This window comes from Streptomyces sp. PL-25 (assembly GCF_058344915.1).
In genome coordinates this window covers 458,101-483,817 of record NZ_CP136997.1, presented here as the reverse complement: position 1 = coordinate 483,817, position 25,717 = coordinate 458,101, and the positions used below count along the sequence as shown (strand labels likewise).

Annotated in this window: 20 protein-coding genes and 1 pseudogene; 9 read left to right on the top strand and 12 right to left on the bottom strand. The window is 72.5% G+C overall.

The window, feature by feature from the left end:
• Positions 1 to 20: 20 nt before the first annotated feature.
• The 6 genes from R4Z62_RS01985 to R4Z62_RS01960 form a co-directional block, all read right to left on the bottom strand.
• Positions 21 to 1,415, bottom strand: coding sequence for an NAD(P)/FAD-dependent oxidoreductase (locus R4Z62_RS01985; RefSeq protein WP_355480691.1), 1,395 nt, complete (start codon positions 1,413 to 1,415; stop codon positions 21 to 23).
• Complete coding sequence (locus R4Z62_RS01980) at positions 1,405 to 1,650, bottom strand: ferredoxin (RefSeq protein ID WP_491518963.1); 246 nt, start codon at positions 1,648 to 1,650, stop codon at positions 1,405 to 1,407. The genes R4Z62_RS01985 and R4Z62_RS01980 overlap by 11 nt, the downstream gene beginning before the upstream one ends.
• A 151-nt stretch (positions 1,651 to 1,801) precedes the next feature.
• Entirely contained in the window at positions 1,802 to 2,488 is a 687-nt protein-coding gene (locus R4Z62_RS01975) for a hypothetical protein (RefSeq protein ID WP_491518962.1), read from the bottom strand.
• Positions 2,485 to 4,149: a multicopper oxidase family protein gene (locus R4Z62_RS01970; protein ID WP_491518961.1), complete on the bottom strand. Its 1,665-nt coding sequence runs from the start codon at positions 4,147 to 4,149 to the stop codon at positions 2,485 to 2,487. Before R4Z62_RS01970 ends, R4Z62_RS01975 begins: the two co-directional genes overlap by 4 nt.
• Before the next feature lie 678 nt (positions 4,150 to 4,827).
• Positions 4,828 to 5,661 (bottom strand): ABC transporter ATP-binding protein, encoded by an 834-nt coding sequence (locus R4Z62_RS01965; protein ID WP_491518960.1) that lies wholly within the window; start codon positions 5,659 to 5,661, stop codon positions 4,828 to 4,830.
• Positions 5,662 to 5,765: 104 nt separating this feature from the next.
• Positions 5,766 to 6,506 (bottom strand): L,D-transpeptidase family protein, encoded by a 741-nt coding sequence (locus R4Z62_RS01960; RefSeq protein ID WP_491518959.1) that lies wholly within the window; start codon positions 6,504 to 6,506, stop codon positions 5,766 to 5,768.
• A gap of 154 nt (positions 6,507 to 6,660) precedes the next feature.
• Between R4Z62_RS01960 and R4Z62_RS01955 the strand changes: the two genes are divergently transcribed.
• From R4Z62_RS01955 to R4Z62_RS01945, 3 genes are all read left to right on the top strand, one after another.
• Positions 6,661 to 6,873 carry a hypothetical protein gene (locus R4Z62_RS01955; RefSeq protein WP_234029296.1) on the top strand — a complete coding sequence of 71 codons (213 nt, stop codon included), beginning with the start codon at positions 6,661 to 6,663 and terminating at the stop codon, positions 6,871 to 6,873.
• A 205-nt stretch (positions 6,874 to 7,078) separates the two neighbouring features.
• The gene (locus R4Z62_RS01950) at positions 7,079 to 7,648 is read left to right on the top strand and encodes a TetR/AcrR family transcriptional regulator (RefSeq protein WP_491518958.1); all 570 of its coding nucleotides are present in this window, start codon (positions 7,079 to 7,081) and stop codon (positions 7,646 to 7,648) included.
• An 85-nt stretch (positions 7,649 to 7,733) separates the two neighbouring features.
• Positions 7,734 to 10,424: a SpoIIE family protein phosphatase gene (locus R4Z62_RS01945; protein ID WP_491518957.1), complete on the top strand. Its 2,691-nt coding sequence runs from the start codon at positions 7,734 to 7,736 to the stop codon at positions 10,422 to 10,424.
• On the opposite strand, the gene R4Z62_RS01940 is transcribed toward R4Z62_RS01945, so the two are convergent.
• The 5 genes from R4Z62_RS01940 to mdlC form a co-directional block, all read right to left on the bottom strand.
• The gene (locus tag R4Z62_RS01940; RefSeq protein WP_382847955.1) at positions 10,412 to 11,806 is read right to left on the bottom strand and encodes a condensation domain-containing protein; all 1,395 of its coding nucleotides are present in this window, start codon (positions 11,804 to 11,806) and stop codon (positions 10,412 to 10,414) included. The genes R4Z62_RS01945 and R4Z62_RS01940 overlap by 13 nt on opposite strands.
• Positions 11,807 to 11,918: 112 nt before the next feature.
• A complete protein-coding gene (locus R4Z62_RS01935) occupies positions 11,919 to 12,818 on the bottom strand; it encodes a hypothetical protein (RefSeq protein ID WP_491518956.1) in 900 nt (299 codons plus the stop codon).
• A 104-nt stretch (positions 12,819 to 12,922) separates the two neighbouring features.
• Positions 12,923 to 14,161: an MFS transporter gene (locus R4Z62_RS01930; RefSeq protein ID WP_382847959.1), complete on the bottom strand. Its 1,239-nt coding sequence runs from the start codon at positions 14,159 to 14,161 to the stop codon at positions 12,923 to 12,925.
• A gap of 155 nt (positions 14,162 to 14,316) precedes the next feature.
• Positions 14,317 to 15,771: a benzaldehyde dehydrogenase gene (locus R4Z62_RS01925; protein WP_491518955.1), complete on the bottom strand. Its 1,455-nt coding sequence runs from the start codon at positions 15,769 to 15,771 to the stop codon at positions 14,317 to 14,319.
• A gap of 82 nt (positions 15,772 to 15,853) precedes the next feature.
• Entirely contained in the window at positions 15,854 to 17,434 is a 1,581-nt protein-coding gene (gene mdlC / locus R4Z62_RS01920; RefSeq protein WP_385504562.1) for a benzoylformate decarboxylase, read from the bottom strand.
• A 63-nt stretch (positions 17,435 to 17,497) separates the two neighbouring features.
• On the opposite strand from mdlC, the pseudogene R4Z62_RS01915 reads away from it, so the two are divergent.
• From R4Z62_RS01915 to R4Z62_RS01905, 3 genes and pseudogenes are all read left to right on the top strand, one after another.
• A pseudogene (locus R4Z62_RS01915) lies at positions 17,498 to 18,340 on the top strand (LysR family transcriptional regulator); the annotation flags it as partial.
• A gap of 321 nt (positions 18,341 to 18,661) precedes the next feature.
• Positions 18,662 to 20,341: an aa3-type cytochrome oxidase subunit I gene (gene ctaD / locus R4Z62_RS01910; RefSeq protein WP_491521822.1), complete on the top strand. Its 1,680-nt coding sequence runs from the start codon at positions 18,662 to 18,664 to the stop codon at positions 20,339 to 20,341.
• Positions 20,338 to 20,706 (top strand): hypothetical protein, encoded by a 369-nt coding sequence (locus R4Z62_RS01905; protein ID WP_064531100.1) that lies wholly within the window; start codon positions 20,338 to 20,340, stop codon positions 20,704 to 20,706. The genes ctaD and R4Z62_RS01905 overlap by 4 nt, the downstream gene beginning before the upstream one ends.
• 36 nt (positions 20,707 to 20,742) lie before the next feature.
• Here R4Z62_RS01905 and R4Z62_RS01900 read toward each other — a convergent pair whose 3' ends face one another.
• Positions 20,743 to 21,420 carry a GPR1/FUN34/YaaH family transporter gene (locus R4Z62_RS01900; RefSeq protein WP_491518954.1) on the bottom strand — a complete coding sequence of 226 codons (678 nt, stop codon included), beginning with the start codon at positions 21,418 to 21,420 and terminating at the stop codon, positions 20,743 to 20,745.
• A gap of 277 nt (positions 21,421 to 21,697) precedes the next feature.
• On the opposite strand from R4Z62_RS01900, the gene kdpF reads away from it, so the two are divergent.
• From kdpF to kdpB, 3 genes are all read left to right on the top strand, one after another.
• Entirely contained in the window at positions 21,698 to 21,787 is a 90-nt protein-coding gene (gene kdpF, locus R4Z62_RS01895; RefSeq protein ID WP_018566520.1) for a K(+)-transporting ATPase subunit F, read from the top strand.
• A gap of 8 nt (positions 21,788 to 21,795) precedes the next feature.
• Positions 21,796 to 23,472 (top strand): potassium-transporting ATPase subunit KdpA, encoded by a 1,677-nt coding sequence (gene kdpA / locus R4Z62_RS01890; RefSeq protein WP_491518953.1) that lies wholly within the window; start codon positions 21,796 to 21,798, stop codon positions 23,470 to 23,472.
• A gap of 140 nt (positions 23,473 to 23,612) precedes the next feature.
• Complete coding sequence (gene kdpB / locus R4Z62_RS01885; RefSeq protein ID WP_491518952.1) at positions 23,613 to 25,715, top strand: potassium-transporting ATPase subunit KdpB; 2,103 nt, start codon at positions 23,613 to 23,615, stop codon at positions 25,713 to 25,715.
• Positions 25,716 to 25,717: the final 2 nt, after the last annotated feature.

Sequence of the window (25,717 nt, the reverse complement as noted above, 5' to 3'; positions counted from 1 at the left end):
GGGCTCGGGCCGTGCGGCGGTCAGTGGCGGGACGGGGTGAACACCAGGCGCCGGTCGGCGGGGGAGTATCCGCTGAGCGTCACCGTCGGGCCGTGCGTCGGCAGGGACGGGTCGGGGAAGTCGGCCGGCATCGCCTTGCGGCCCTCGGGACGGCGGTCCATCGTCGGGTACTCCACCGGGAACGGGGCGCCCGTCTCGATCTGCCGTTCGTAGAACTCCAGCCAGCGCGTGTTGTCGAAGCTCACGGCGGCGATGACGCGGCCCTGGTAGCCGTAGACGCCGACGAAGCGCCGCTCGGTGAGCGAGCCCTGCGTGATCATGATCTGCTCGCCCATGGACGGCACGCCCACGGACTTGATGTTCACACCGAACTGCGACGACCAGAAGGCGGGCACCCACATGTGCGGGATGCGGTCCGAACTGGCGCTGATCATGTTGTGCGCGGCCACCTCCGCCTGGGCGACGGCGTTGCCCCAGTGCTCCAGCGACAGGAACTGGTAGCTGAACAGCGGATGCGGGGAGCGGGCCACGTCCCCGGCCACGTACACGTCGTCGGTGACGATGCCCCGGAAGTCGAAGGCCCGGCAGCCCGCGTCACAGGCGATGCCACGCGGACCGGCGCCGAGCCCCGAGCCGGTCAGCCACTCGGTGTTGCGGGTCGCGCCCAGGCAGACCACCACGAGGTCCGTCTCGACGACGCTGCCGTCGGACAGGTGGGCGGCCCGCACCCGGCCGACCGGGCTGCCCTCCAGGCCGGTGACCATGACGCCGGTGCGCAGATCCACCCCGTGGTCGTGGTGGAGTTCCGCGGCGACGGCGCCGACCACGCCGCCCAGAGCGCCCACCAGCGGCGCGTCGGCCCGCTCGGCCACGGTGACCGGAATGTCCTGGTCCCGGCAGGCGGAGGCGATCTCCGAACCGGTGAACCCGGCGCCGATCACGAACACCCGGCGCGGACCGGCCTTCAGCCGCCGGTGCAGCCGGACGGCGTCGTCCCGGGTGCGCAGCACGAAGACCCCGTCGAGCTGGGCCTCCTCCTCCTTGGGCCAGGGCCGGGCGCGCACCCCGGTCGCGATCAGCAGCCGGTCGTAGGGCACCTCGTCGCCGTCGGCGAGCCGGACCCGCTGGGCGGCCAGGTCCAGCCCGGTCGCGGCCGTGCCCAGCCGCCAGACGGCGTCGACGTCGCGGCGCCGGGGCAGGTCGGTGCGGTCCGGCGCCGCCTTGCCCAGCAGGACCGCCTTGGACAGCGGCGGCCGGTCGTACGGCTGGTACGGTTCGTCGCCGATCATGGTCAGCGAGCCGCGGAAGCCTTCCGCGCGCAGGGTCTCGGCGGCCCGCAGACCGGCCAGCGAGGCGCCCACCACGACGATGCGGCCCTCGCGGCGCAGCCACTCGTGGAACTGCTCAGCGGGCATCGGGCGCCCCCTTTCCCGCCGCGGCCGCCGGCTCGGCCGGACCGCCGAGACCGTCGGCGGTGATCGCCTGCACCGGGCAGGCGGCGACCGCGCGGGCCACCTTCTCCCGCTGTTCGTCGTCGGCCCAGGGGCTGTAGACGAGCGACTCCTCGCCGTGCATCGTGAACACGTCCGGCGCGAGGAACGCGCACTGAGCGTAGCCCTGGCATCTGTTGAGATCGACGACAAGCCTCATCGGTGACCCGCCCTTCCGGCGGCCAGGTCCTCGGGGACCACCCGTTCGGCGGGCGCCCTCGGACGGCGGTCATCTCCCCTCGGACAGCATCCCGGGCCCGGCGGCCGGTCCGCGCGCCGGAACCGTCCGTCGGAGTGACGGGCCGCCGCGCTCAGTCCGCCGTCGCGGCGACCGGCCCGGCGCGCCCGGCCACCGCGAGGATGTACGCGCTCAGCACCAGCGCCCAGGCCGGGAAGACCAGCTCGGCCCAGGGCACGGTCGAGGAGGCGAACAGCAGGGTCAGCGCGGCGAGCAGTCCGAGCACGGTCAGCCAGCGGGGCAGGATCCGCAGCCGGTGTCCCATCACCGACAGCGAGCAGGTGAAGACCGCCGCCATCCGCATCGCGTACCCGGTCATCAGCTCGTGGGCCAGTCGGCGGCCGAACTCCCAGGCGGCGGGGGAGGCCACCGCGCCGGAGGACGGGTGCGGGGCAGCCACGACGGCGCTCGCCGCCGCCGCTGCCCCGAACATGGTCGCGACGAAGACGAGCCCGCTGCCCAGGAACACGGTCGCCAGGAACTTGTCCTCGGCCGCCCCCACATGGGTGCGCACGACGCCGGTGAACCACAGGAAGAGGATCCCGGCCAGCGGCACCAGGGCGAGGGCCGCCCGGACCGCGTCCCGCCGCGCGGGATCGGTGCGGACCGGCGCCGTCGCCGCGTCCGCGCCCTCCGGGATCCCCAGCCGGATCAGCACGATCGCCGCCGCGAGCAGCAGCGCGAACAGCACCCCGGCCAGCCCGGCCGCGCGCGGGGTGCGCAGCGCCCGCCGGGCCGGTGTGCCCGCACCGGTCGTCACCTGCGGTAGCCGAGGATCGTCATCATGCCGGACTCGGAGTGGTACTGGTTGTGGCAGTGCAGCATCCACAGGCCCGGGTTGTCGGCGTAGAAGTCGGCGACCAGCTTGCGGTGCGGCAGCACGATCGCCGTGTCCTTGCGTGTGCCGATGTCGTTGAGGCCGGTCAGCGCGAACGTGTGGCCGTGCAGATGCAGCGGGTGCCACATGTCGGTGGCGTTGATCAGGGTGAGCCGGACCCGTTCGTCCTGGCGGACGGCGTGGCGGTGCTCGGTGGAGTAGGGCTGGTGGTCGAAGGCCCAGTTGTAGTCCTTCATGTTGCCGGTCAGCCGGATGCGGATCTCCCGGTCCGGCTTCTCGTCGCTCAGGGCCACCGACTCGTGCGGCTTGAGGCTGTGGGCCGGGAGCAGGAGGCCGTCCAGCTCGTCCGGGTGGACGGAGGGCGCGGGCAGGCTCTTGCCCTGGTCGGTGCGGAGCACGGCCAGCGCCTTCGCCCGGTCGCCCTTGCCCTCGGCCAGCGCGACCAGCGGGAAGGTGCCGTCCTTGACGGTGACGAGCACGTCGTAGCGCTCGGCCATGCCGATGAGCAGCGCGTCGGTGTCGCGGTGCTCGACCGGGTAGCCGTCGGTGTGCGTGACCGTCATCCGGTGGCCGCCCAGCGCCACCCGGAAGGCGGTGTCGGCGCCCGCGTTGATGAGCCGCAGCCGCACCCGGTCCCCGGGCTTGGCCCGGAACACCTGCGCGGACTGCGGCAGCCGCCCGTTGATCAGGTAGTACGGGAAGTCCACATTGCCGCCCATGCCGTCCAGGAGACGGCTGTGGGACTGCCGCAGGATGCGGGACGGGCCGCCCGCCGCCCTGCGCAGCGGCGCGCTCCGGCCGCCGGACGGACGCGGACTGCCGGAACCTTCCTGCTGATGATCGCCGCCCATCTCCATGCTCATCGCCGGATGCTTGCCGCCGTGCAGCTGCGCCAGCACGCCGTCCGGGGTGGAACCCTCCACCCCGTCCACCCAGTCGTCCAGGACGACGACCCACTCCTTGTCGTAGGACAGCGGTTCCTTGGGGTCGTCCACGATCAGCGGCGCGTACAGCCCCCGGTCGGGCTGCATGCCCTCGTGGGAGTGGAGCAGGTACGTGCCCGGGTAGGACACCGCGAAGCGGTAGCGGAACTCCTCGCCGGGCTTGATCCCGGGCTGGGTGAGGCCGGGCACACCGTCCATGTCGCAGCGCAGCCGGACCCCGTGCGAGTGCAGCGTCGTCGCGACGGGCAGCCGGTTGGCGAGCGTGAGGTCCAGGATGTCGCCCTGTGTCACCCGGATCTCCCGGCCGGGCAGCCTGTCGCTGTACGTCCACGTCCGGAACGAGCGTCCGCCCACGTCGCACGTGGCCTCGGCGGCGGTGAGGCGGAAGGTGCGCACCGGTCCCGTGCCGCGCTTGCGCTCGGCGGCCAGCACCTCGGGGTCGGACGGGTTCACGTACCCCTTGGGGCCTTTGGGGACGAAGGGGCGGTGGCCGCCGTCCGCGGTGCCGGAGCCCTGGACGGTTCCCGGGTGCGGACCCGTCTCCGAGGAGGAGCCGGACCCCGAGCAGGCTCCCAGGAGACCCGAGCCGGCAGCCATGATCGAGGCACTGAGCAAGGTGCGCCGCGTAGGTGTGTGCATGAATGAATAACACACGTTTTATGGCGATATGTGGGAGAACTGGGGCGGCGCGTCCGCTGATCTCGACGGTCAATTTCCGCGCGGTGGCCCCGGCCTTCGGGGGTGGTCACCCGGTCGGCCGAAAGGGGCGCGTGGCGGTGCGCGCGGCAGCCGGTACCGCACCCGGCGGCACGGAGGGCGCCGGTCCGCCGGATCCCCGGTGCCGTCCGGCCCGCGTGCACCAACCTGCCGTCCTTCGCGGCACGTTGGCCGGAACCGGCCTCTCGCCGGCCCCATGCGGCGCCGCCCGGTACGACGGAGCGGCGGCGGGAACCCGGTCCGAGGTCCTGCCGCCGCCGCTGTCACGTCAGTTGACGCGTGCCGCCGCCCTGCGCGTGTTGTTGTACAGGCGCAGCAGATGCTTCGCCACGGGGCAGGGCGCGGCGTCGGCACGGCACTGGCGGCACGTCTCCAGATGGTTGCGGTAGTCAGAATGCGCTTGCGGCAGAGCATCGCCCTGGGGCGGCATGAGGATCCTCGCACGGGGGGTTCGGACGGCGAACGGCGCTCAACTCGGCTGTACGGAGCACCTGGAGCCAAAGTTGATCACGTTACTGCCGGTAGGGGAAAGCGGCATCAGGCCACGCTGCGCCACGCCGAACCCCATGACCGGCCGGTCCCGAACGACAGGTCCTAGCCCTAGCCGCTCTGCCGCCCGGAGTACGCCCACCAGCGGCCCTCGTGCCGGTTCACCGCGATCGGCCGGCCGAAGCAGGACGTCAGCCGGTCGCCGGTGAGCACCTCCGCCACCGGCCCGCTGGTCAGGATGCGGCCCTCGCGCAGCAGCAGCGCGTGGCTCACTGCGGGGAACAGCTCCTCCAGATGATGGGTGACCGTCACGGTCGCGAGCCGCGGACGCCCCTCGGCCAGCCGGTGCATGGCCTCCACCAGGTCCTCCCGGGAGGGCAGGTCGAGGGCGTTGAACGGCTCGTCCAGGAGCAGCAGCGCGGGCTCGGCCATCAGCGCCCTGGCGATCAGGATCCGGGCCCGCTGCCCACCCGAGCAGACGCCGTACGGCCGGTCGGCCAGCTCCTTGATCTCCAGCTCGGCCAGCAGCGCGCGGGCACGCTCGCGCACCTCGTCGTCGTAGGACCGCCACAGCGGCTGCACCGTGCCGGTGTGGCCGGTGAGGACCACCGTGTGGGCGTCGAGGTCCTGCGGCACGCGCTGCGCGGAGGTGACGTGTCCGATCCGGGCCCGCAGCTCCCGCACGTCGACCCGGCCGAGCCGGGCGCCGAGCACCTCGACACTGCCGGAGGTGGGGTGCATGAGCGCGCCGAGCAGCCGCAGCAGCGTGGTCTTGCCCGCGCCGTTGGCGCCCAGCAGCGCCCAGTGCTCGCCGGGCCGGACCGTCCAGTCGACGCCGTCGAGGATCACCTGGTCGGTGGTGTAGCGGCGTACGCCCACCTCGCGGAGCGCCACGACGGCCTCCGGTCCGTGCGGCGCTGTGCGTTCCGTCGTCTCCTCGGCCATCCCAGGGCTCCCCTTCGGTGCGTGCGGTCCCCGTCCGTCGGCACGACAGACAGTAGATGCATCCGGCACCTTGTCGCCGGTCCGTCCGGTTCGTGGACGCCGGCTCAGGCGGCGAGGTCCCGGGTGTCGCCCATGACCACGACCGGGTGGAGGCGCGGGTCGAGCGTGCGCAGCAGGTAGCGCATGGCGTCCTCGGACTGGCTCACGCAGGCGGAGGTGCCGCTGCCGTGGTCCATGTGCAGCCAGATGCTGCCGCCCTTGTGCTGTCCCTCGGGCCGGGTGGGGTCCTCCGGCGAGGTGCCGCGCACCCGGTTGTAGTCGATGGCGATGACGTAGTCGAAATCGTGCCAGGAGTTCTTGTTCCAGGAGTGCGGCGCCTGGAAGGAGGCGGACCTGGTGTACGGCAGCCGGGCCCCCGGATCGGCCAGCACCCCGCCCGCGTCACTCAGCGTGAACACGCCCACGGGGGTGCGCTGGTCGCCCTCGTGGTGGTCGGCCGTCCAGCCGTTGCGGCCGTTGTGCGCGGGCCAGGAGCGCTCCTGCCGCCAGCCGGAGCCCTGCCGGGTGAAGAGCCGCACCGTCGCGTCGGGGGAGTCCGGCCCGGCGCCGTAGACGGCGACCACCTGGCGGGTGGCGGCCGGGACCTGCCGCCAGAGCCGGTCGCCGATGCCGGGCACCCGGGCCGGTGCCGTGCCGTGCGGAGCGGCGGCCGTCCCGCTCGCGCCGCCGTTCCCGCCGCCCTTCGCCCTGGAGTGGCCCGAGCCGCCGCACCCGGTCAGGGACACCGCGAGGGCTCCGCAGGCCACCGTCGCGGCAGCCGTCCGTATCGCACCGCTCTTCCGCATGGCGCCCATGATGGCACCGCGCCCGCCCGGTCCGGCCCGCGGGCCCCCACCCGGCGTGTCACCCGAATGGCCCTCCGTGACTGCGTGCCTACGGCTGATCGGGTGTCTTCTGGAGTCAGAGAGGCGTCCATCAAGGGAGCCGATCATGTATGAGATGTGTGCAGGAGCCGAGGAACCGGGCGGCGCGCCGGTGTGGCATGTCATGGCCAAGAACACGGTGACCACGCTCTGCGGGCGGCGGCTCGGCCGGCGCGTCGACGGGGCGAACGCGCAGCGGGCCGGTCACTGTTCCTCGTGCATGGCCCTGTTCGGGAAGCTGATGACCGCTCCGCCGGCCGTCGGTTCTCCCGCCGGCACGGACCACTAGCGGTCCGGGTCCGTGGCCGGAGGGCCCCGTCCGCCCGGGACACCACTCGGGCGGACGGGGCCCTTCCGGCGCCCGGGGGCGGCACCTCGGGACACCGGGACGCCATGACGACCCATGACGACCCGTGGCGGACGACCCACGACGGCCATTTGCCTAACATCTTTAGGCGCGGGCACAATCCCTTCAGGGAACAGAAGGGAGCACTGTGCCACGCGCGGGACTCACCACCGACCGCCTGGTCCGGGCCGGGGCGGAACTGGCCGACGAGGTCGGCTTCGAACAGGTGACCGTCTCGGCGGTCGCCAGGCGGTTCGACGTCAAGGTCGCGAGCCTGTACTCGCATCTGAAGAACTCCCAGGACCTCAAGACCCGCATCGCCCTGCTCGCCCTGGAGGAACTGGCCGACCGGGCCGCCGAGGCGCTGGCCGGACGGGCGGGCAAGGAGGCGCTGGCCGCCTACGCCGACGTCCTGCGCCGGTACGCCCGTGAGCACCCCGGCCGCTACACCGCCGCCCGGCTCCCGCTCGACGCGGAGACGGCCGCCGCGAGCGCGGGCGTGCGGCACGCCCAGATGACGCGGGCCGTCCTGCGGGGCTACGACCTGGCGGAACCGCAGGAGACCCACGCCGTCCGGCTGCTCGGCAGCGCGTTCCACGGCTATGTGAGCCTGGAGCTGGCCGGCGGATTCAGCCACAGCGCGCCCGACTCCGGCCAGACCTGGTCCTGGATCCTGGACCGGCTGGACGCGCTGCTGCGCGACCCCGCCACCCGCTGAAGCCGCCGTCTCAAGGACCGGTACCGGCCGACGAACATCCGCCCAACCCGTGACGACTCGGGCGTGTCGGTGCTACAAAGGCCGCATGGCAGACCGTTTTGCCCGTCTTCGACGGATACCGGGGCGGTCGCTGGCGGGAAAGAGTCCGCGAAGCGTTGCCGGACAGGTGTTCGTTCTCCAGGTGGCCCTCGTGGTACTGCTGGTGATCGGCGCCGTCCTCGCTCTCCTCCTCCAGTCGCAGCGGGACACCAGTGCCGAGGCCAGACGCCGCTCCGTCGCCGTCGCCCAGACCTTCGCCCATGCCCCCGGTGTCGTCGCCGCGCTGCGCGGGCCCACCCCCTCGGCCGTGCTCCAGCCGCTGACGGAGGCGGGCCGCCGGACCGCGGGCGTCGACTTCATCGTCGTCATGGACACCCACGGCATCCGCTACACCCATCCCCTGCCCGACCGCATCGGCCGGCGCTTCGTCGGCACCATCGGCCCGTCGCTGGCCGGTCAGGTCCGCACCGAGAGCGTGCACGGGCCGCTCGGGCAGGAGGTCCAGGCCATCGTCCCGGTCGAGGACACCGGCGGCCATGTGGTCGGCCTGGTCTCCGCCGGGCTGAAGGTCAAGAACGTCACCGGGCAGGTCTACCACCAGATCCCGATCATCCTGACCGCCGGAGCCATCGCCCTGGGCCTGGCCACCGCCGTGACCGCCCTGGTCGGCAGGCGGCTGCGCCGCCAGACCCACAGCCTCGGCCCGGACGAGATGACCCGCATGTACGACCACCACGACGCGGTCCTGCACTCCGTGCGCGAAGGCGTGCTCATCGTCGGCGGCGACGGCCGGCTGCTGCTGGCCAACGACGAGGCCCGGCGGCTCCTGGACCTCCCGCCGGACGCCGAGGGCCGGCCGGTGGCCAAGCTCCCGAAACTGGAGCCGGAGACCGCGGCGCTGCTCGCGTCCGGCCGGGAGGCCACCGACGAGGTCCATCTCGCCGGCGGACTCCTGCTCGCCGTCAACCAGCGCCCCACCGACCGCGACGGAGGACCCGCGGGCACCGTCGTCACCCTGCGTGATTCCACGGAACTCCAGGCGCTGTCCGGCCGCGCCGAGGTCGCCCGGGAACGGCTCAACCTCCTCTACGACGCCGGGCTCGGCATCGGCACCACCCTCGACATCGCCCGCACCGCCGACGAACTCGCCCAGGTCACCGTGGACCGCTTCGCCGACTTCGTCACCGTCGACCTCGACGACGCCGTCCTGTGCGGCGAGGAGCCGGAACCCGCCTCCGCCGGGATGCGCCGTGTCGCCGTGCGCGGCGTACGGGACGACCATCCCCTCTACGAGAAGGGCCGGCTGATCGACTTCGTGCCCACCACTCCGCAGGCCCGCGGCTACGGCACCGGAGTGTCCGAACGGCTGCCCGACCTGGCCTCGGCGGCCGGCTGGCAGGCACAGGACCCCGAGCGCGCCGGGCGGATCGTCGACTACGGCATCAACTCGCTGATCACCGCACCGATCCGGGCCCGCGGCGCGGTGCTGGGCGTGGCCAACTTCTGGCGCTCCAAGGAGCACGGCCCCTTCGAGGAGGAGGAGCTGTCGCTGGCCGAGGAACTCGTGGCCCGCGCCGCCGTCAGCATCGACAACGCCCGCCGCTTCACCCGCGAGCACGCCCTCGCCGTCACCCTCCAGCGCAGCCTGCTGCCGCGGGCCCTGCCCGAACACGGCGCCGTCGAGGCCGGCTACCGCTACCTGCCCGCCCAGTCCGGCGTCAGCGGCGACTGGTTCGACGTGATCCCACTGCCCGGCGGCCGGGTGGCCCTCGTCGTCGGGGACGTGGTCGGCCACGGTCTGCACGCCGCCGCCACCATGGGCCGCCTGCGCACCGCGGTGCACAACTTCTCGACCCTCGACCTGCCTCCCGACGAACTGCTGAGCCACCTCGACGACCTGGTCGGCCGCATCGACCAGGACGAGGACTGCCCCGAGACCGCGGCCAACGTCGTCGGCGCCACCTGCCTGTACGCGATCTACGACCCCGTCTCCCGCCGCTGCGCCATGGCGCGCGCCGGACACCTGGCCCCCGCGCTGGTCCGCCCGGACGGCACCGTCACCTTCCCCGACCTGCCCTCCGGACCGCCGCTCGGCCTCGGCGGCATGCCCTTCCGCACCGCCGAACTGGAACTGGAGGAGGGCACCCAGCTCGCCCTGTACACCGACGGCCTCATCGAGGACCGCCGCCGCGACCTGGACGAGGGGATGGAACTGCTGCGCCGGGCGCTGGCCGGACACCCCGAGCGGGACCCGGAGGAACACTGCCGGGCCGTGCTCGACGCCCTGCTGCCCGCCCGGCCGCGCGACGACGTCGCCCTGCTCGTGGCCCGCACCCGCGCACTGCCGCCCGAGCGGATCGCCGACTGGGACGTGCCGCCCGACCCGGCCGCCGTCGCCGGCATCCGGGTCGCCGCCTGCGCGCAACTCGACGCATGGGGCCTGGCCGAACTGGGCTTCGTCCTGGAACTGGTCCTCAGCGAACTGGTCACCAACGCCATCCGCTACGGATCGGCACCGATCCGCGTCCGGCTGATCCACGACCGCGCCCTGGTCTGCGAGGTCTCCGACGGCACCAGCGCCTCCCCGCACCTGCGCTACGCGGCGACCACCGAGGAGGGCGGCCGGGGCCTGTTCCTGGTGGCGCGCACGACCGAGCGCTGGGGCACCCGGTACACCCCCGACGGCAAGGTGATCTGGGCGGAACTGGCGCTGCCCGAGCTCCCTCAGGAGACCTGAGGACGGCCCACCGAGACGATCACCTCCCGCAGTTGCTCCACGTACAGCCGCATGTTCTTGTACGCGATGTCGGTGTCCGGATAGCGGCTCGCGAACTGGAGCCCCTCGTGCAGCCGGTTGATCCACGCGCACACCTGGTCGCCGTAGGAGACCCTGATCAGGCCGTACGCCTTCAGCCCCGTCCAGTCGCCGGAGCCGGGGATGTCCCGGGCGTCGACGAACGAGATGATCGAGTACAGATCCGGGGAGGTCGGCCGGAAGTCGGCCCCCAGCAGCCGCAGCACCCGGGCCAGTGGCATCCTGGACAGCGGCCTGGCGGCGCGGAGCCGGTCGCTCACCATCCGCAGCAGGGCCGGGAAGTCGGCCGCCCGCGCGGTCTCGACCTCGATCGGCGCACCGCCCACGTACCAGCCCACCGAGTCCCGCCACTGCGACTTGCGCCGGGTGTGGAAGGGGACCACCGTGCGGTAGACCGGCTCGCCGCCGATCTCGTGGACGATCAGGGCGGTGGCCGCCAGGATGCCGACCAGGCTGCCGCCGTAGGGCCGGCAGTACGCCTCGAAGGCGGCCGCGTCGCCGGCGTCCACGAGCATCTCGTTCATCAGCTTCTGGCGGGGCAGCGGACCACCGGGCTCCAGACCGAGGTCCAGGGGGAAGTTCGGCAGCCGGCCGTCGCAGCGGCCGATGAAGTCCCGCCAGCGCCCGACGACGGCGTCCGTGCGGTCGATCCCGTCCGCGTCGGCCCGCTCGGTCCGGCAGAAGTCGACATAGCTGCTGACCGGCCGGGGCTCCGGGCGGCTCCCTCCGGCACCGGCACCGTACAGCTCATGGATCTCGGCCGGGATCCGCTGCACCGAGTAGGAGTCCACGTTGCTGTGGTCGAACGCCATGTACACGCTGGCACCGTCCTCCCGGACGACCGCCGTGAACAGGAAGTTCGGCCAGCGCAGCGCGTCCGCGGTCCGGTCGAAACGGTCCTGCAGATGCTGGACCAGCATGCCCGGGTCGTCGAAGTCGCCGATCGTCTCGCGGCGCAGTGCCACGTCGGCGGCGTCGAGCGTGAAGCGGCGCATGTCGTCGCCGGTCCAGCGGAAGCCGCTGCGCAGCGTCTCGTGCCGGAGCATCCAGCCGCGCAGGGCCTCTCCGAGCACGTCGAGATCGACTCTGCCGGGGACGTCGAACGCGGTGCCCAGCCAGGTCGGCACGAACAGCCCGCCCTCGCGGACGGACCTGGCCGTCCTGATGTGCGACTCCTGGATGTACGCCGGCGGTCGGGCATCGTCCGGGAGATCCGATGCGGTCCGGACGGCCGCCGGGTCGAGTGTCCACTCGACCAGCCGTCCGGGCCGGACCTCGCAGCGCTGGATGTCGGTCATACGCAAGAGAAGCCTCCGTCGCAGAGGGGGTACCAGGGAAGCAACTGCGTACGGGCACGGGGGGTTGCGGGTCGCCGGGCGGCGTTCGAACGGCGGGGTCACCCGTTCCGGGGGCGCGTCAGCGGACGGGCAGGGTGTCGTAGGTCCGGAACGTGTAGATCGCGTCGTAGCTCATCAGGTTGCCGCTCGGCGCCGGCAGTCCGAGCCGGCGGCCGAGTATGCGGGTCAGCGGACCGCAGTGCGCGGCGGCCGGGGCGGCGAAGGTGTCGTCGTACGCGGAGAACCGGATCACGGGCGGGTCGGTGGACAGCCACTCCGAGGGGCTCGGCCGCTTCAGGGCGAAGTCGACCGGCGCGTCGGCCCCGATCACGCAGCTGCGGGGCAGCAGCGGGCTCACCAGCCGGAAGCGGAGGCTAAACCGGCCCGTGTAGAAGTCGGACCGGCCGCCGTACTCGGGCTGCAGCGACAGGCCCGTCAGCGGTGTCAGGCCGGCCCGCGCGGTGCCGGTCAGGCCGCCCGGGACGGGGGTGGCCGCGCTGTGCATCGCTCCCCACACCTGTCCCGGCGTCCCGTCGGGCAGCGGTCCTTCGGCGTGGGTCATGGTGATCGGTGCGAGCGTCACCGCGAGGCCGCCCATCGACAACCGCGGGGCGGCGGCGTGCACTTCGCAGCGCCAGGCGGCCGGGTCGACGCCCGCCGGGAGGGCGGGGCAGTCGCGGAAGTCCGTCGGCACGGCCACGGAAGCGGTGACGGAGCCGGTGACGGAGCCGGGACGGCCGGAACTTGACGGAGCGGAGCCGGACGGACCGGAGCCGGAGGAGGGAGCGGAGACGGAGGAGGGAGCGGAGACGGACGAGAAGGACGGAGCGCCCGGCTGTGCGGCACTCGCGGGCAGCGCGCCCGCGAGGCCCACCAGGGCGACCGCACCGGCCAGGGCCCCGGCGAAGAGGGTACGGGGACGGGGACGGGAGCGGGGGCGGGGGCGGGAGCGGGGACTGTGCGCAGTGGTCTTCGGCATGCCCCCAGCCTGCCGAACCGCACCGGTCGGTCACTATCCGTGACATCCCCGGCGCCACCCTGACCGGACCCTGACGCCGTGTCAGGGTCCGACCCCGAGATCCCTCACCCGGCCTTCGCCGCGGCCCGCGGCAGGGTCAGCACCGCGGCGCAGCCGAGGACGGCGACCATCGCGAAGAAGTAGAAGCCCCACGGGTGGCCTATCCCGGCGGTGACCAGGGCGCCGGTGACCGACGGACCCACGATCGAACCGATCCGGCCGATCCCGGACGCCGAACCGAGGGCGGTGCCGCGCACGGCCGCCGGGTAGAAGTCGGTCACGTAGGCGTAGACCAGCACCTGGGCCGAGAAGACGAACACTCCGGTGAGGAAGACGACCAGGTCGAGCAGCAGGTCGTTGTGCATCCTGACGCTCAGACAGGCCAGCATCAGCACCGAGACCGCGAACCAGGCGACCGTGGTGCCCTTGATGCCCCGGCGGTCGGCGACGTACCCGCCCACGAGCAGACCGACGACCCCGCCGACGTTGAGCACCAGGAGCTGGGTGACGGCCGTGGGCACCGGGTAGCCGGCGTCGTTCATCAGCTTGGGCAGCCAGGTGTTGAGCCCGTAGACCAGCAGCAGCCCCATGAACGAGGCCACCCAGACACCGATGCCCGCGCGCAGGTACGCCGGCTTGAGCAGTTCGGTGAACGGCACCCGTGAGGAGCCGTCGCCGTCCGTCTCCCGGGTGCGGACGAACGCCTCCGACTCCGGCAGCCGGAACCACTGGACGGCCGCGATGACGAGACCGGCGGCGCCGAGCACATAGAAGAGGATCTTCCAGTCGTCCGTCACCTGGAGGGCCAGCAGCGAGGTGATCACCGCACCGGTGTGGTAACCGGTCATGGTCAGGGTGCTGGCCCGTGCCCGCCGGTGCGCGGGCATGTGCTCGGCCATCATCGTCAGCGACACCGGCATGCAGGCGCCCAGCCCCAGCCCGGCCACCAGCCGCAGCAGGGCGAACACCGTCACCGAGCCGGCCAGCGGCACCAGCAGCGTGAAGACGGAGAACAGCAGCACCGAGGCGATGAGCAGCAGCCGCCGCCCCAGCCGGTCGGCCAGCGGTCCCACGCACACCGCGCCGACGGCCACGCCGACGAGCGAGAGGGTCGCGATCGTGGTCGCGTCCCCGGCGGTCATGCCGAGATGGTGGGTCTTGAGCAGGGTCGGGATGATGGCACCGAGGACGACGAGGTCGTAGCCCTCCAGCATGACGGTGATCCAGCACAGGACCACGGTCCAGACGTTGCGTCCGGAGGCGGCGGTCCGGTCCGGGGCGTGGGACGGGACGGTGGATGTCATCGGGACATACCCCCCTGGTGAGCGGGTGCGGACGGAGCGGAGGATCGCGCAAGGGAACGGGCTGCCGGTTGTCGGGGACGGGACGGCGGGCGGGCGTCCGCGGACGGACGGCGGGCCGCTCGGAACGGGGAGCCGACTCGGAACGGGGAGCCGGCTCAGAACGGGTAGTCGGCGATGTCCGGGCGGATCGTGACCCACTGGGTCTCGGTGAACGCCTCGGCGTTGGCCCTCGCGCCGCCGAAGCGGGAGCCGGTGCCGGACGCCTTGACCCCGCCGAAGGGCGCGTTCGGCTCGTCGCCGACCGTCTGCTCGTTGATGTGGACCTTGCCCGACTCGATCCGGTCGGCGAGCTTCATCGCCGTACCGACGTCGCCGAGGATGCCCACCGACAGGCCGTACTCGCAGTCGTCCACGATCCGCGCGGCCTCCTCCAGCGTGGCGAAGCCGAGGACCGGCGCGACCGGGCCGAAGACCTCCTCCCGCCAGGCCGGCATGTCCGTGGTGACGCCGGACAGCACGGTCGCGCGGTAGCAGGCGCCGTCGCTCTCGCCGCCCGCCGCGAGCGTGGCGCCCGCCACGACCGACTCGGTGACGATGCGGTGCACCCGCTCCAGCTGGCCGCGGTCGATGAGCGGGCCGAGCGCCACGTCCGCGCGGGCCGGGTCGCCCACCGGCAGTGCGGCGGCCTTCGCGGCGAGCGCGGCCGTGTACTCCTCCAGCAGCGACTCGTGGACGATGTGCCGGCCGGTCGTCATACAGATCTGCCCCTGGTGCAGATAGGAGCCGAAGGCGCCCGCCGACGCCGCCTTGCCCACGTCCGCGCCGGGCAGCACCACCAGGGCGTTGTTCCCGCCCAGTTCCAGATGGGCCCGCTTGAGCAGACGGCCCGCCTGCTCGCCGATGGCCCGGCCGACCGGAGTGGATCCGGTGAACGAGACCACCCGCACCTGCGGGGCCTCGACGACGGCCCGGCCGACCTCGCCGTCCCCCGGCAGCAGGTGCAGCACGCCTGGGGGAAGCCCCGCCTCCTCGAAGATCCGTGCGATGACGACCCCGCCGCTGACCGCGGTCCGCGGGTCCGGCTTGAGCAGCACCGCGTTGCCCAGGGCGAGCGCGGGCGCCACCGAGCGCAGCGCGAGCAGCAGCGGGAAGTTGAAGGGGGCGATGACGCTCACGACCCCGGCCGGGCGGCGCCGGGCCAGGGACCAGCGGGCCTCCTCGGAGGTGAGCACCTCGCCCTGAGGATGCGTGGGCAGGCCCGCGCACTCGAAGAACTCGCCGACCGCGAGCCCCACCTCGAAGGCCGCCTTGGCGCGCACCGACCCCGCCTCGCGCACCAGCCACTCCTCTGCCTCGGCGGCGTGTTCGGTGAGCAGCTCGCCCGCCCGGCGCAGGACGCCCGCCCGGCGGGCCGGCGGCAGGGCCGCCCACCCGCGCTGCGCCTCGGCCGCCCGCGCGGCGGCGCGCGCCGCGTCCTCGGCCGTGGCGAGGCCCACGGTGCCCAGCCGGTCGCCGGTGGCCGGTTCGGTGACCGGCCGCGTCGCACCGGCGTCCGCCCAGCCGTCGCCGAAGAGCTTTCCGGCCCAGACGCCGCTGTCCAGGAGTGTCATCGAAGGCTCCCTCTCGTTTCCGTGGGTGGTGCGCGGGGGCGGCCAGCAGGTGCCGCGTGCCGCGCTGCGGGCGTTGTTCCCGTCAGGAGGGCGTCGTGAGCACCGTGTCCACCTGGATCAGCCGCGGTCCGTCCGGACGCTCGGCGAGCAGGGCCCGCAGTTCCTCGGCGTCCCCGGCCTGCCGGGCGGCGACTCCGTAGCCCTCCGCGATCCTGGTGAAGTCCAGGCCGGGGATGTCCAGGCCCGGCGCGTCGGGCACCCCGAGCAGGTCACCGAACCAGCGCAGCGCGCCGTACGTCCCGTTGCGCAGCAGGACGACGGTCAGCGGGACCCGGTGCTGGGCGGCCGTCCACAGCGCGGTGATGCCGTAGTTCGCCGAGCCGTCCCCGATCACGCCGACGACCGGCCGGTCCGGCTGCGCCAGGGCGACCCCGACGGCGCCGGGCAGCCCGAATCCGAGCCCGCCGGCCGCGGGGAAGTAGTAGGAGCCGGGCCGGCGCAGGTCCATCTGGCGCCACCACGCGGCGCTCGTGGAGGTCGACTCGACGACGTACGCGGTGTCCTCGGGCTGCTCGTCGCGGAGCGCGGCGAAGACCTGCTCGGGGTGCAGGCGTCCGGCCTCACCCGCGGCCGGTTCGGGCACGGGCCGGTACGGGCCGACGGGCGCGGTGGGCGCGCCGAGCCGTTCGGTCAGCAGTTCGATGACCGCGCCCGGGTCGGCGACCAGCGCCTCGCCCATCGGGGCCCGCGCCGCCGCTGCCGCGTCCTCGGTCACCTGGATCAGCCGGGTGCCCTCGGGCAGATACCGGCCGGGCAGGTACTCGTGGTAGCGGAACACCGGAGCGCCCAGCACCAGCACCAGGTCGTGGCCCTCCAGCGCCGCGCACACGGGGGCGATCCCGGCGGGCAGCACACCGCGGAACAGCGGGTGCCGGTTGGGGAAGGGCAGCCGGAACTGCGAGGGCGCCGCCCACACCGGACCGCCCAGCCGCTCGGCCAGCCGCACCGCGCCGTCGAAGAGCCCGGCCGCGTCGATGTCGCCGCCCAGCACCAGCGCGGGCCGGCGCGCCGAGGCGACCAGCTCCGCCAGCCGGCGGCCCTGTCCGGCGCTCGGCTCGGCACCGCGCTCGACCCGCCGGTCCAGCACCGCCAGGGTGTTGTCGCCGGCCTCGGCCGCCCAGTCGTCGTACGGCACCGACAGGTACGTCGGCCGCCGCTGGAGCCGCGCCTCGAAGACGGCCTGGGCGAGGGCGCGCGGCACATCCTCGGCGCACGCCGGCTCCGCCGCCCAGCCGACCAGCGGCTTCATCAGGGCCGGGGCGTCGACGTTGGCGAGGTTCGCCTCCGGGCCGACGGCCGGGCGCACCTGCTGCCCGGCGACGATCACCAGCGGGGTGCGGGCGGAGACGGCGTTGGTGAGCGCGCCCATGGCGTTCCCGGAGCCGGAGGCGGCGTGCAGGTTGACCAGCACAGGTCGGCCGGTGGCCTGCGCGTAGCCGTCCGCCATGCCGACGACGGCACCCTCGTGCAGACCGAGGACGTAGCGGAAACCGGCGGGCAGGCCGGCGAGGAACGGCAGCTCGTTGGAGCCGGGGTTGCCGAACACGGTGGTGAGGCCCTGACGCTTCAGGAACTCGTGGGAGACACGACGTACGGAGGACACCGGAAGTTCCTTTCGGAGTGACGCAACGCACGCTAGGCAACGCTCCGACATGAACACCAATAGATGTTGTGCGCCCGCGTTATAGAGTTGGTCGATATGAAGACCTTCGATCTCAACCTCGCGCGGGTCTTCGTCCTGCTGTACGAGACCGGCAGCGTCACGGCCACCGCCGAGACCCTGCACGTCACCCAGCCGACCGTCAGCTACAGCCTGGGCAAGCTGCGCCGGCACTTCGACGACGAGCTGTTCCGGCGCACCGGACGCGGGCTGAGCCCCACCGCGGGCGCCCGGCGGCTGTACGAGCCGCTGCGCCGTGCCCTCGCCGAGATCGACGGCACCGTCCGCCAGGCCGACACCTTCGAGCCGGAGGTCATGGCGGGCTGCTTCACCGTGGCCCTGTCCGACCTCGGCGAGGCCACCCTGCTGCCCCGGCTGCTGGCCGCGGCCCGTGAGCGCGCGCCCGGGGTCTCCTTCACCGTACGGGCGCTGGACGTGGACGACGCCGAGCAGCAACTGCGCCGCGGCGACCTCGACGCGTTCGTGGCCACCCCGGTGCTGACCTCCCACCGGACCGTGCGGATCCCGCTCTTCCACGAGCGCTACGTCGGCATGGTCGCCGCCGACCACCCGCGCATCCGCGGCGACGCGGTCACGCTCGCGGACCTGGCCACCGAGCACCACGCCACGGTCTTCGGTCCCAGCGGGCACGTCGTGCCGCGGGCCGTGCTCGCCGCGCACGACCTCCTGGACCGGGTAGCCGTGGACGCCACCCGCTTCTCGATGCTGCCCTATCTGCTGGAGCAGACCGACCTCATCGCGATCGTCCCCGAGTACGTCGGCGAGGTCTTCACCGCCTCCCACCGGGTGCGCCTGGTCCGCCTGCCGTTCGAGACCGAGCCGACCGAGGTGGCGCTCTACGCCCGGCACGAGTCCTCGCGCACCCCCGCGCAGCAGCGCTGGCTGGCGGTTCATGGCCGAGGTGCTGGGCGAGCGGGTGAGCCCGGCCCAACTCCCGCCCCACACCGTCGCCACCGACCGGCCGGCGCCCCCCGCGCCCCCGGCCGAGGGACCGGGGGAGTAGGCCGACCGGGTGCATTCCGCCGGGCGTTGGGCCATTCCGGCGACGACGGACGGCCCTTCGCGCGCGCAAGACGCGAGGATGAGGACGAGCCCTGCGGGGCGGAACCCACGCATCCATGTCTTGAGAGAAAGCGTGTCACGGGCCGCATGACAGACGTTCAGCAGATCACACCGGAAACCACCGGTCCCCGTCGTCGCCTGCGACCCGGAGCCGTCGTGGTCAAGTGGGTCACGACGACCGATCACAAGACGATCGGATCGCTGTACCTGGTCACCTCGTTCGTGTTCTTCCTGTTCGGCGGCATCCTGGCGCTGGTGATGCGCGCGGAGCTGGCCCGGCCGGGACTCCAGATCGTGTCCACCGAGCAGTTCAACCAGGCGTTCACCATGCATGGCACGGTCATGCTGCTGATGTTCGCGACGCCGCTGTTCGCCGGCTTCACGAACTGGATCATGCCGCTGCAGATCGGCGCGCCGGACGTGGCCTTCCCCCGGCTGAACATGCTGGCCTACTGGCTCTACCTGCTCGGCTCGCTGATCGCGGTGGGCAGCTTCCTCACCCCGAACGGCGCCGCCGACTTCGGCTGGTTCGCCTACTCCCCGCTGACCGACGCGGTGCACTCACCGGGCATCGGCGGCGACCTGTGGATCATGGGTCTGGCGCTGTCCGGCTTCGGCACCATCATGGGCGCGGTCAACTTCGTCACCACGATCGTCTGCATGCGCGCCCCGGGCCTGACCATGTTCCGCATGCCGATCTTCGTGTGGAACGTGCTGCTCACCAGTGTCCTGGTGCTGCTCGCCTTCCCCGTCCTCGCGGGCGCGCTGCTCGCCCTGGAGGCGGACCGCAAGTTCGGCGCCCATGTCTTCGACGCGGCCAACGGCGGAGCGCTGCTGTGGCAGCACCTCTTCTGGTTCTTCGGGCATCCCGAGGTGTACATCATCGCGCTGCCGTTCTTCGGCATCGTCACGGAGATCATCCCGGTCTTCTCCCGCAAACCGATCTTCGGCTACATGGGCCTGGTCGGCGCCACCATCTCCATCGCCGGGCTCTCCGTGACGGTGTGGGCGCACCATATGTTCGTCACCGGCGGAGTGCTGCTGCCGTTCTTCTCCTTCATGAGCTTCCTCATCGCCGTCCCGACCGGCGTGAAGTTCTTCAACTGGATCGGCACCATGTGGAAGGGGTCGATCTCCTTCGAGACCCCCATGCTGTGGGCGGCCGGCTTCCTGGTGACCTTCCTCTTCGGCGGTCTCACCGGTGTCCTCCTGGCCTCCCCGCCGCTGGACTTCCACGTCTCCGACAGCTATTTCGTGGTGGCCCACTTCCACTACGTCGTCTTCGGCACGGTCGTCTTCGCGATGTTCGCCGGATTCCACTTCTGGTGGCCGAAGTGGACCGGCAAGATGCTCGACGAGCGGCTGGGCAAGATGACCTTCTGGATGCTGTTCGTCGGCTTCCACACCACCTTCCTGGTGCAGCACTGGCTGGGCGCGGAGGGCATGCCCCGCCGCTACGCCGACTATCTGGCGGCCGACGGCTTCACCGGCCTGAACATGGTCTCCACCATCGGCTCCTTCCTGCTGGGCCTGTCGATGCTGCCGTTCCTCTACAACATCTGGAAGACGGCGAAGTACGGCCGCAAGGTCGAGGTCGACGACCCGTGGGGCTACGGCCGGTCGCTGGAGTGGGCGACGTCCTGCCCGCCGCCGCGGCACAACTTCGTCACCCTGCCCATGATCCGCAGCGAGTCCCCGGCGTTCGACCTGAACCACCCGGAGGTGTCGCTGGCGGACCGGCAGGAGAACCTGGGCCTGCCGGCATGACGGACGCGGCGGGACGCACGGGCGAGGAGCCGCTCGCCCCCGCCCACCTGGCCGACCAGGTGGAGGGCTATCTGCTGTGGCAGGCCAGGATCGCCGAGGCCGAGGAGCGGGCCCGCGCCTTCACCGAGCCGCTGCCGTGGCTGACCACCGCCCAGCGCGAGGAGATCGAGGCGCACTATGTCCGCGACAGCCTCACCCGGGCGCGGGCCGATCTGCAACGCGTCGCCGACCGCTGCCGGGCGCTGCGCGGCGAGTACGAGGAGCGCTACCAGCGGCTCCGCGCCCGCTGTCTGGCCTTCTCGATCGCCGGACTCACGGTGATCGCCGCGGCCGTCCTGCTGGCCGCGGCCGTCACCCAGACCTGACCCCGGCCGGCCTCGCCGCGGACCCGTCCCCGGCGCTCACAGCTGCCCGCGGACGCCGGGCTCGCGCGGCGGCCGGTCCGCCCCGTCGTCCGCCTCCTCCATGACGCGCCGCGCCTCGCCGCGCCGCCGGACGGGCAGCGCCGTACGCCGGCGCAGGTCCTCCAGCAGGAAGGCGGTCCCCGCGTACAGGGCGAGCAGCACCAGCAGCAGCGCGGCGGCGGCATCGGCGAGCCGGACCGCCTCCGGCGCACCCAGCTCGTCGGCGGCCGCCAGCGCGGTGCGCACCGCCGACACGCTCAGCACCGCGCCGAGCAGCGTCTTGCCCAGGAAGCCGGTGACCGCGAGCGGCACCAGCATGAGGGCGAAGGCGCCCAGGTACATGCCGGTGGCCACGCTCCGGTCCTGGTCCGGCGCGGCGATGTGGAGCACGCCCTGCGCCGCCCACGAGGTGGCGAACAGCCCGAGCGCCGCCGCGGCCGCCGTGTCCCGGGACAGGAAGGCCATCACCGCGGCCAGGAACTCCAGCGGGAAGACGAAGACCGCGAGCAGGATGCCCGCCGGGCGCATCTGGTCGCCGCCGATCAGCCCGAGGGAGATCCCGGCGAGCAGGAACATGCCGATGCCGAAGGCGAAGAACCCCAGCGGCAGGGGATTGCCGTACGGCCGGACGGTGACGGTGGCGCCCCGCGCCCGGTCCGCTTCGGTGCGGGTCACGCCCGCCGCGTACCCGTCGGCCTCCGCGGGAAACGCCGAGGTGGCGCCCGGTGTCAGAGCCGCGTCAGGGCCACGTCAGGGCGGCGTCAAGGCCGGGGCGCGGGCCGTATGAGAGGCGTCAACGGACGTTCGGACCGACCTGTACAGGGGTTTTCCTCTACTCGTCCGAAGCATCCGAACCATTCCAGGAGCTCACGATGGCCGATCTGGCCTTCGTCGTCACCACACTCGCGGTCTTCGCGCTGGTGGCCCTCGTCGCCAAGGGGGTGACGAAGCTGTGACCGCCGAGAACGTCGTCGGCCTGATCGTGGCCGTCGCCCTGCTGGGCTATCTCGTCCTCGCCCTGATCTTCCCGGAGAGGTTCTGAGCCCCGCCATGAGTTCCGTACTCGCCGGTGTGCTCCAGCTGCTCGCCCTGATGGGCGCACTGGCACTGGCCTACATACCCCTCGGCTCCTACATGGCCCGGGTCTACACCACCGAGCGGCACTGGTGTGTCGAGCGGTGGATCTACCGGGGCATCGGTGCCGACCCCGGGGCGCGGATGCGCTGGCCCGCCTATCTGCGGGCGGTCCTCGCCTTCTCCGCGGCGGGTGTGCTGTTCCTGTACCTGCTCCAGCGGATCCAGGGGGTGCTGCCGCTCTCTCTCGGCTTCCGTTCCGTCGAGCCCGCGCAGGCGTTCGACACCGCGGCGTCCTTCGTCACCAACACCAACTGGCAGTCGTACGCCGGCGAGCAGACGATGGGGCACGTCGTGCAGACCGCGGGTCTGGCCGTGCAGAACTTCGTGTCGGCCGCGGTCGGCATCGCCGTCGCCATCGCCCTGGTCCGCGGCTTCTCCCGGTCCCGCACCGGCGAGCTGGGCAACTTCTGGGTGGACCTGGTGCGCGGCACCGTGCGCGTCCTCGTGCCGATCGCCGCGCTCGCCGCCGTCGTGCTGGTGGCGTGCGGCGCGATCCAGAACTTCTCCGGGATCCACGAGGTCGGTCAGTTCTTCGATGGACACAGCATGGGAGGCTCGCAGCAGTGGAACGGCGGCGCGGTCGCCTCGCAGGAGGCCATCAAGGAGCTGGGCACCAACGGCGGCGGCTACTTCAACGCCAACAGCGCCCACCCCTTCGAGAACCCCACGCCGTTCACCAACCTGTTCGAGATCTTCCTGATCCTGGTCATCCCGTTCTCGCTGACCCGCACCTTCGGCCTGATGGTCGGCTCGGTGCGCCAGGGCTACGCGATCCTGGCGGCCATGGCCACCATCTGGCTCGGCTTCACGGCCCTGATGATGTGGACCGAGTTCGCCCACCACGAGGGCGCCCTGCAGCTCGCGGGCGGCGCCATGGAGGGCAAGGAGACCCGCTTCGGCGTGGGCGCCTCCTCGATCTTCGCGGTGGCCACCACCCTCACCTCGACCGGCGCGGTGGACTCCTTCCACTCCTCCTTCACCGGACTGGGCGGCGGCATCACCCTGCTCGGGATGATGCTCGGCGAGATCGCGCCCGGCGGCACCGGATCCGGCCTCTACGGCATGCTGATCATGGCCGTGATCGCGGTGTTCATCGCGGGCCTCATGGTCGGCCGCACCCCCGAGTACCTGGGCCGGAAGATCGGCGCCCGCGAGATCAAGCTCGCCGCCTGCTACATCCTGGTCACCCCGACGCTCGTCCTGGTCTTCACCGCGCTGTCCATGGCGCTGCCGACCCCGCCGCACTCGATGCTCAACCCGGGCGCGCACGGCTTCTCCGAGGTGCTGTACGCCTTCACCTCGGCGGCCAACAACAACGGCTCGGCCTTCGCCGGTCTGAACGCGAACACGGACTGGTTCAACACCACCACCGGACTGGCCATGCTGCTCGGCCGCTTCCTGCCGATGGTGTTCGTCCTGGCGCTGGCCGGCTCGCTGGCCGAGCAGCGGCCGGTACCGGTCACCGCGGGCACCCTGCGCACCGAGAAGCCGCTGTTCGCCGGGCTGCTCGTGGGCGCGATCCTCATCATCACCGGGCTGACCTACTTCCCGGCCCTGGCGCTGGGCCCGCTCGCCGAAGGGCTGGCGTGATGACCCCGCGAATCGAGAGCCGCACCGACAGCCGTACCGGTACGGACAGCCGTACCGAGAGCCGCACCGACAGCCATACCAGTACGGACAGCCGCACCGAGAGCCGCACCGAAAGCCTTTCCGAGAGCCAAGAGGACTCCATGTCCACCGTCACCCCCGCCCGTGCGCCGCACCCCGACCTGCCCACCGGGCACTCCCCGGACCGGGGCCGGGTCGGCGCGGGCCTCTTCGACCCGGCGCAGCTGCTCAGGTCGCTGCCGGACGCCTTCCGCAAGCTCGACCCGCGGGTGCAGGTCAAGTCGCCCGTGATGTTCGTGGTCTGGGTCGGCTCGGCGCTGACCACCGCCTTCTCCTGTGTCCACCCCGGCGACTGGTTCGGCTGGACCATCAGCGTCTGGCTGTGGCTGACCGTGGTCTTCGCCAATCTCGCCGAGGCCGTCGCCGAGGGCCGCGGCAAGGCCCAGGCCGACACCCTGCGCCGGGCCAAGTCCGACACCGTGGCCCGGCGGCTGGCCGCCGACGGCACCGAGGAGCAGGTCGCCGGGACCGCCCTCGCCATCGGCGACCGGGTGGTCTGCGAGGCCGGCGACATCATCCCCGGGGACGGCGACGTCGTCGAGGGCGTGGCGAGCGTCGACGAGTCCGCGATCACCGGTGAGTCCGCGCCCGTCATCCGGGAGTCCGGCGGTGACCGGTCCGCGGTGACCGGAGGGACCAAGGTGCTCTCCGACCGGATCGTCGTACGGATCACCACCCGGCCGGGGGAGACCTTCATCGACCGGATGATCGGCCTGGTCGAGGGCGCCGCACGGCAGCGGACGCCCAACGAGATCGCGCTGAACATCCTGCTGGCTTCGCTCACCATCGTGTTCCTGCTGGCCTGTGCCACCCTGCCGCCCTTCGCTCACTACGCGGGCACCCACCTCACGCTCGTGGTGCTGGTGGCGCTCCTGGTCTGCCTGATCCCGACCACGATCGGCGCGCTGCTGTCGGCCATCGGCATCGCGGGCATGGACCGGCTGGTGCAGCGCAATGTGCTGGCCATGTCCGGCCGGGCGGTCGAGGCCGCGGGCGACGTCTCCACGCTGCTGCTGGACAAGACCGGCACCATCACCCTGGGCAACCGGCAGGCGGCCGCGTTCGTGCCGGTGCGCGGCACCACCGAGGCCGAACTCGCCGACGCCGCCCAGCTCTCCTCGCTGGCCGACGAGACGCCCGAGGGCCGCTCCGTCGTCGTCCTGGCCAAGGAGCGGTACGGGCTCAGGGAGCGCCACCAGGGCGAACTGGCCGGCGCCGAGTGGGTCGCGTTCACCGCGCAGACCCGGATGTCCGGGGTGGACGTCGACGGCCGCAGCATCCGCAAGGGCGCGGCCGGCTCGGTCGCCGCCTGGGTCACCGGGCGCGGCGGCACGGTGGCCGAGGACGCCGACACGATCGTCGCGGGCATCTCCGAGGCGGGCGGCACCCCGCTGCTGGTCGCCGTCGAGGACGGGCGCGGAGCCCGGGTGCTGGGCGTCGTCCACCTCAAGGACGTCGTCAAGGACGGCATGCGGGAACGATTCTCCGAGCTGCGCCGCATGGGCATCAGGACCGTCATGATCACCGGCGACAACCCGCTGACCGCCAAGGCGATCGCCGAGGAGGCGGGCGTCGACGACTTCCTCGCCGAGGCCACCCCCGAGGACAAGATGGCCCTCATCAAGCGGGAGCAGGCGGGCGGCAAGCTGGTCGCGATGACCGGCGACGGCACCAACGACGCACCGGCCCTCGCCCAGGCGGACGTCGGCGTGGCGATGAACACCGGCACGTCGGCCGCCAAGGAGGCCGGCAACATGGTCGACCTCGACTCCAACCCGACCAAGCTCATCGAGATCGTGGAGATCGGCAAGCAGCTCCTGATCACCCGGGGCGCGCTCACCACCTTCTCCATCGCCAACGACGTGGCGAAGTACTTCGCGATCATCCCGGCGCTGTTCGCCGCGGTCTACCCGGGCCTGGACAAGCTCAACGTCATGCAGCTGTCCTCGCCCAGCTCGGCGATCCTTTCCGCCGTCGTCTTCAACGCACTGATCATCGTCGCGCTGGTGCCGCTCGCCCTCAAGGGTGTGCGCTACCGGCCGATGAGTGCCGACCGGATGCTCCGCCGCAACCTCGGCCTCTACGGCATCGGCGGGCTGATCGCCCCCTTCGTCGGCATCAAGCTGATCGACCTGCTCCTGTCCCTCATTCCCGGAATCGGCTGACG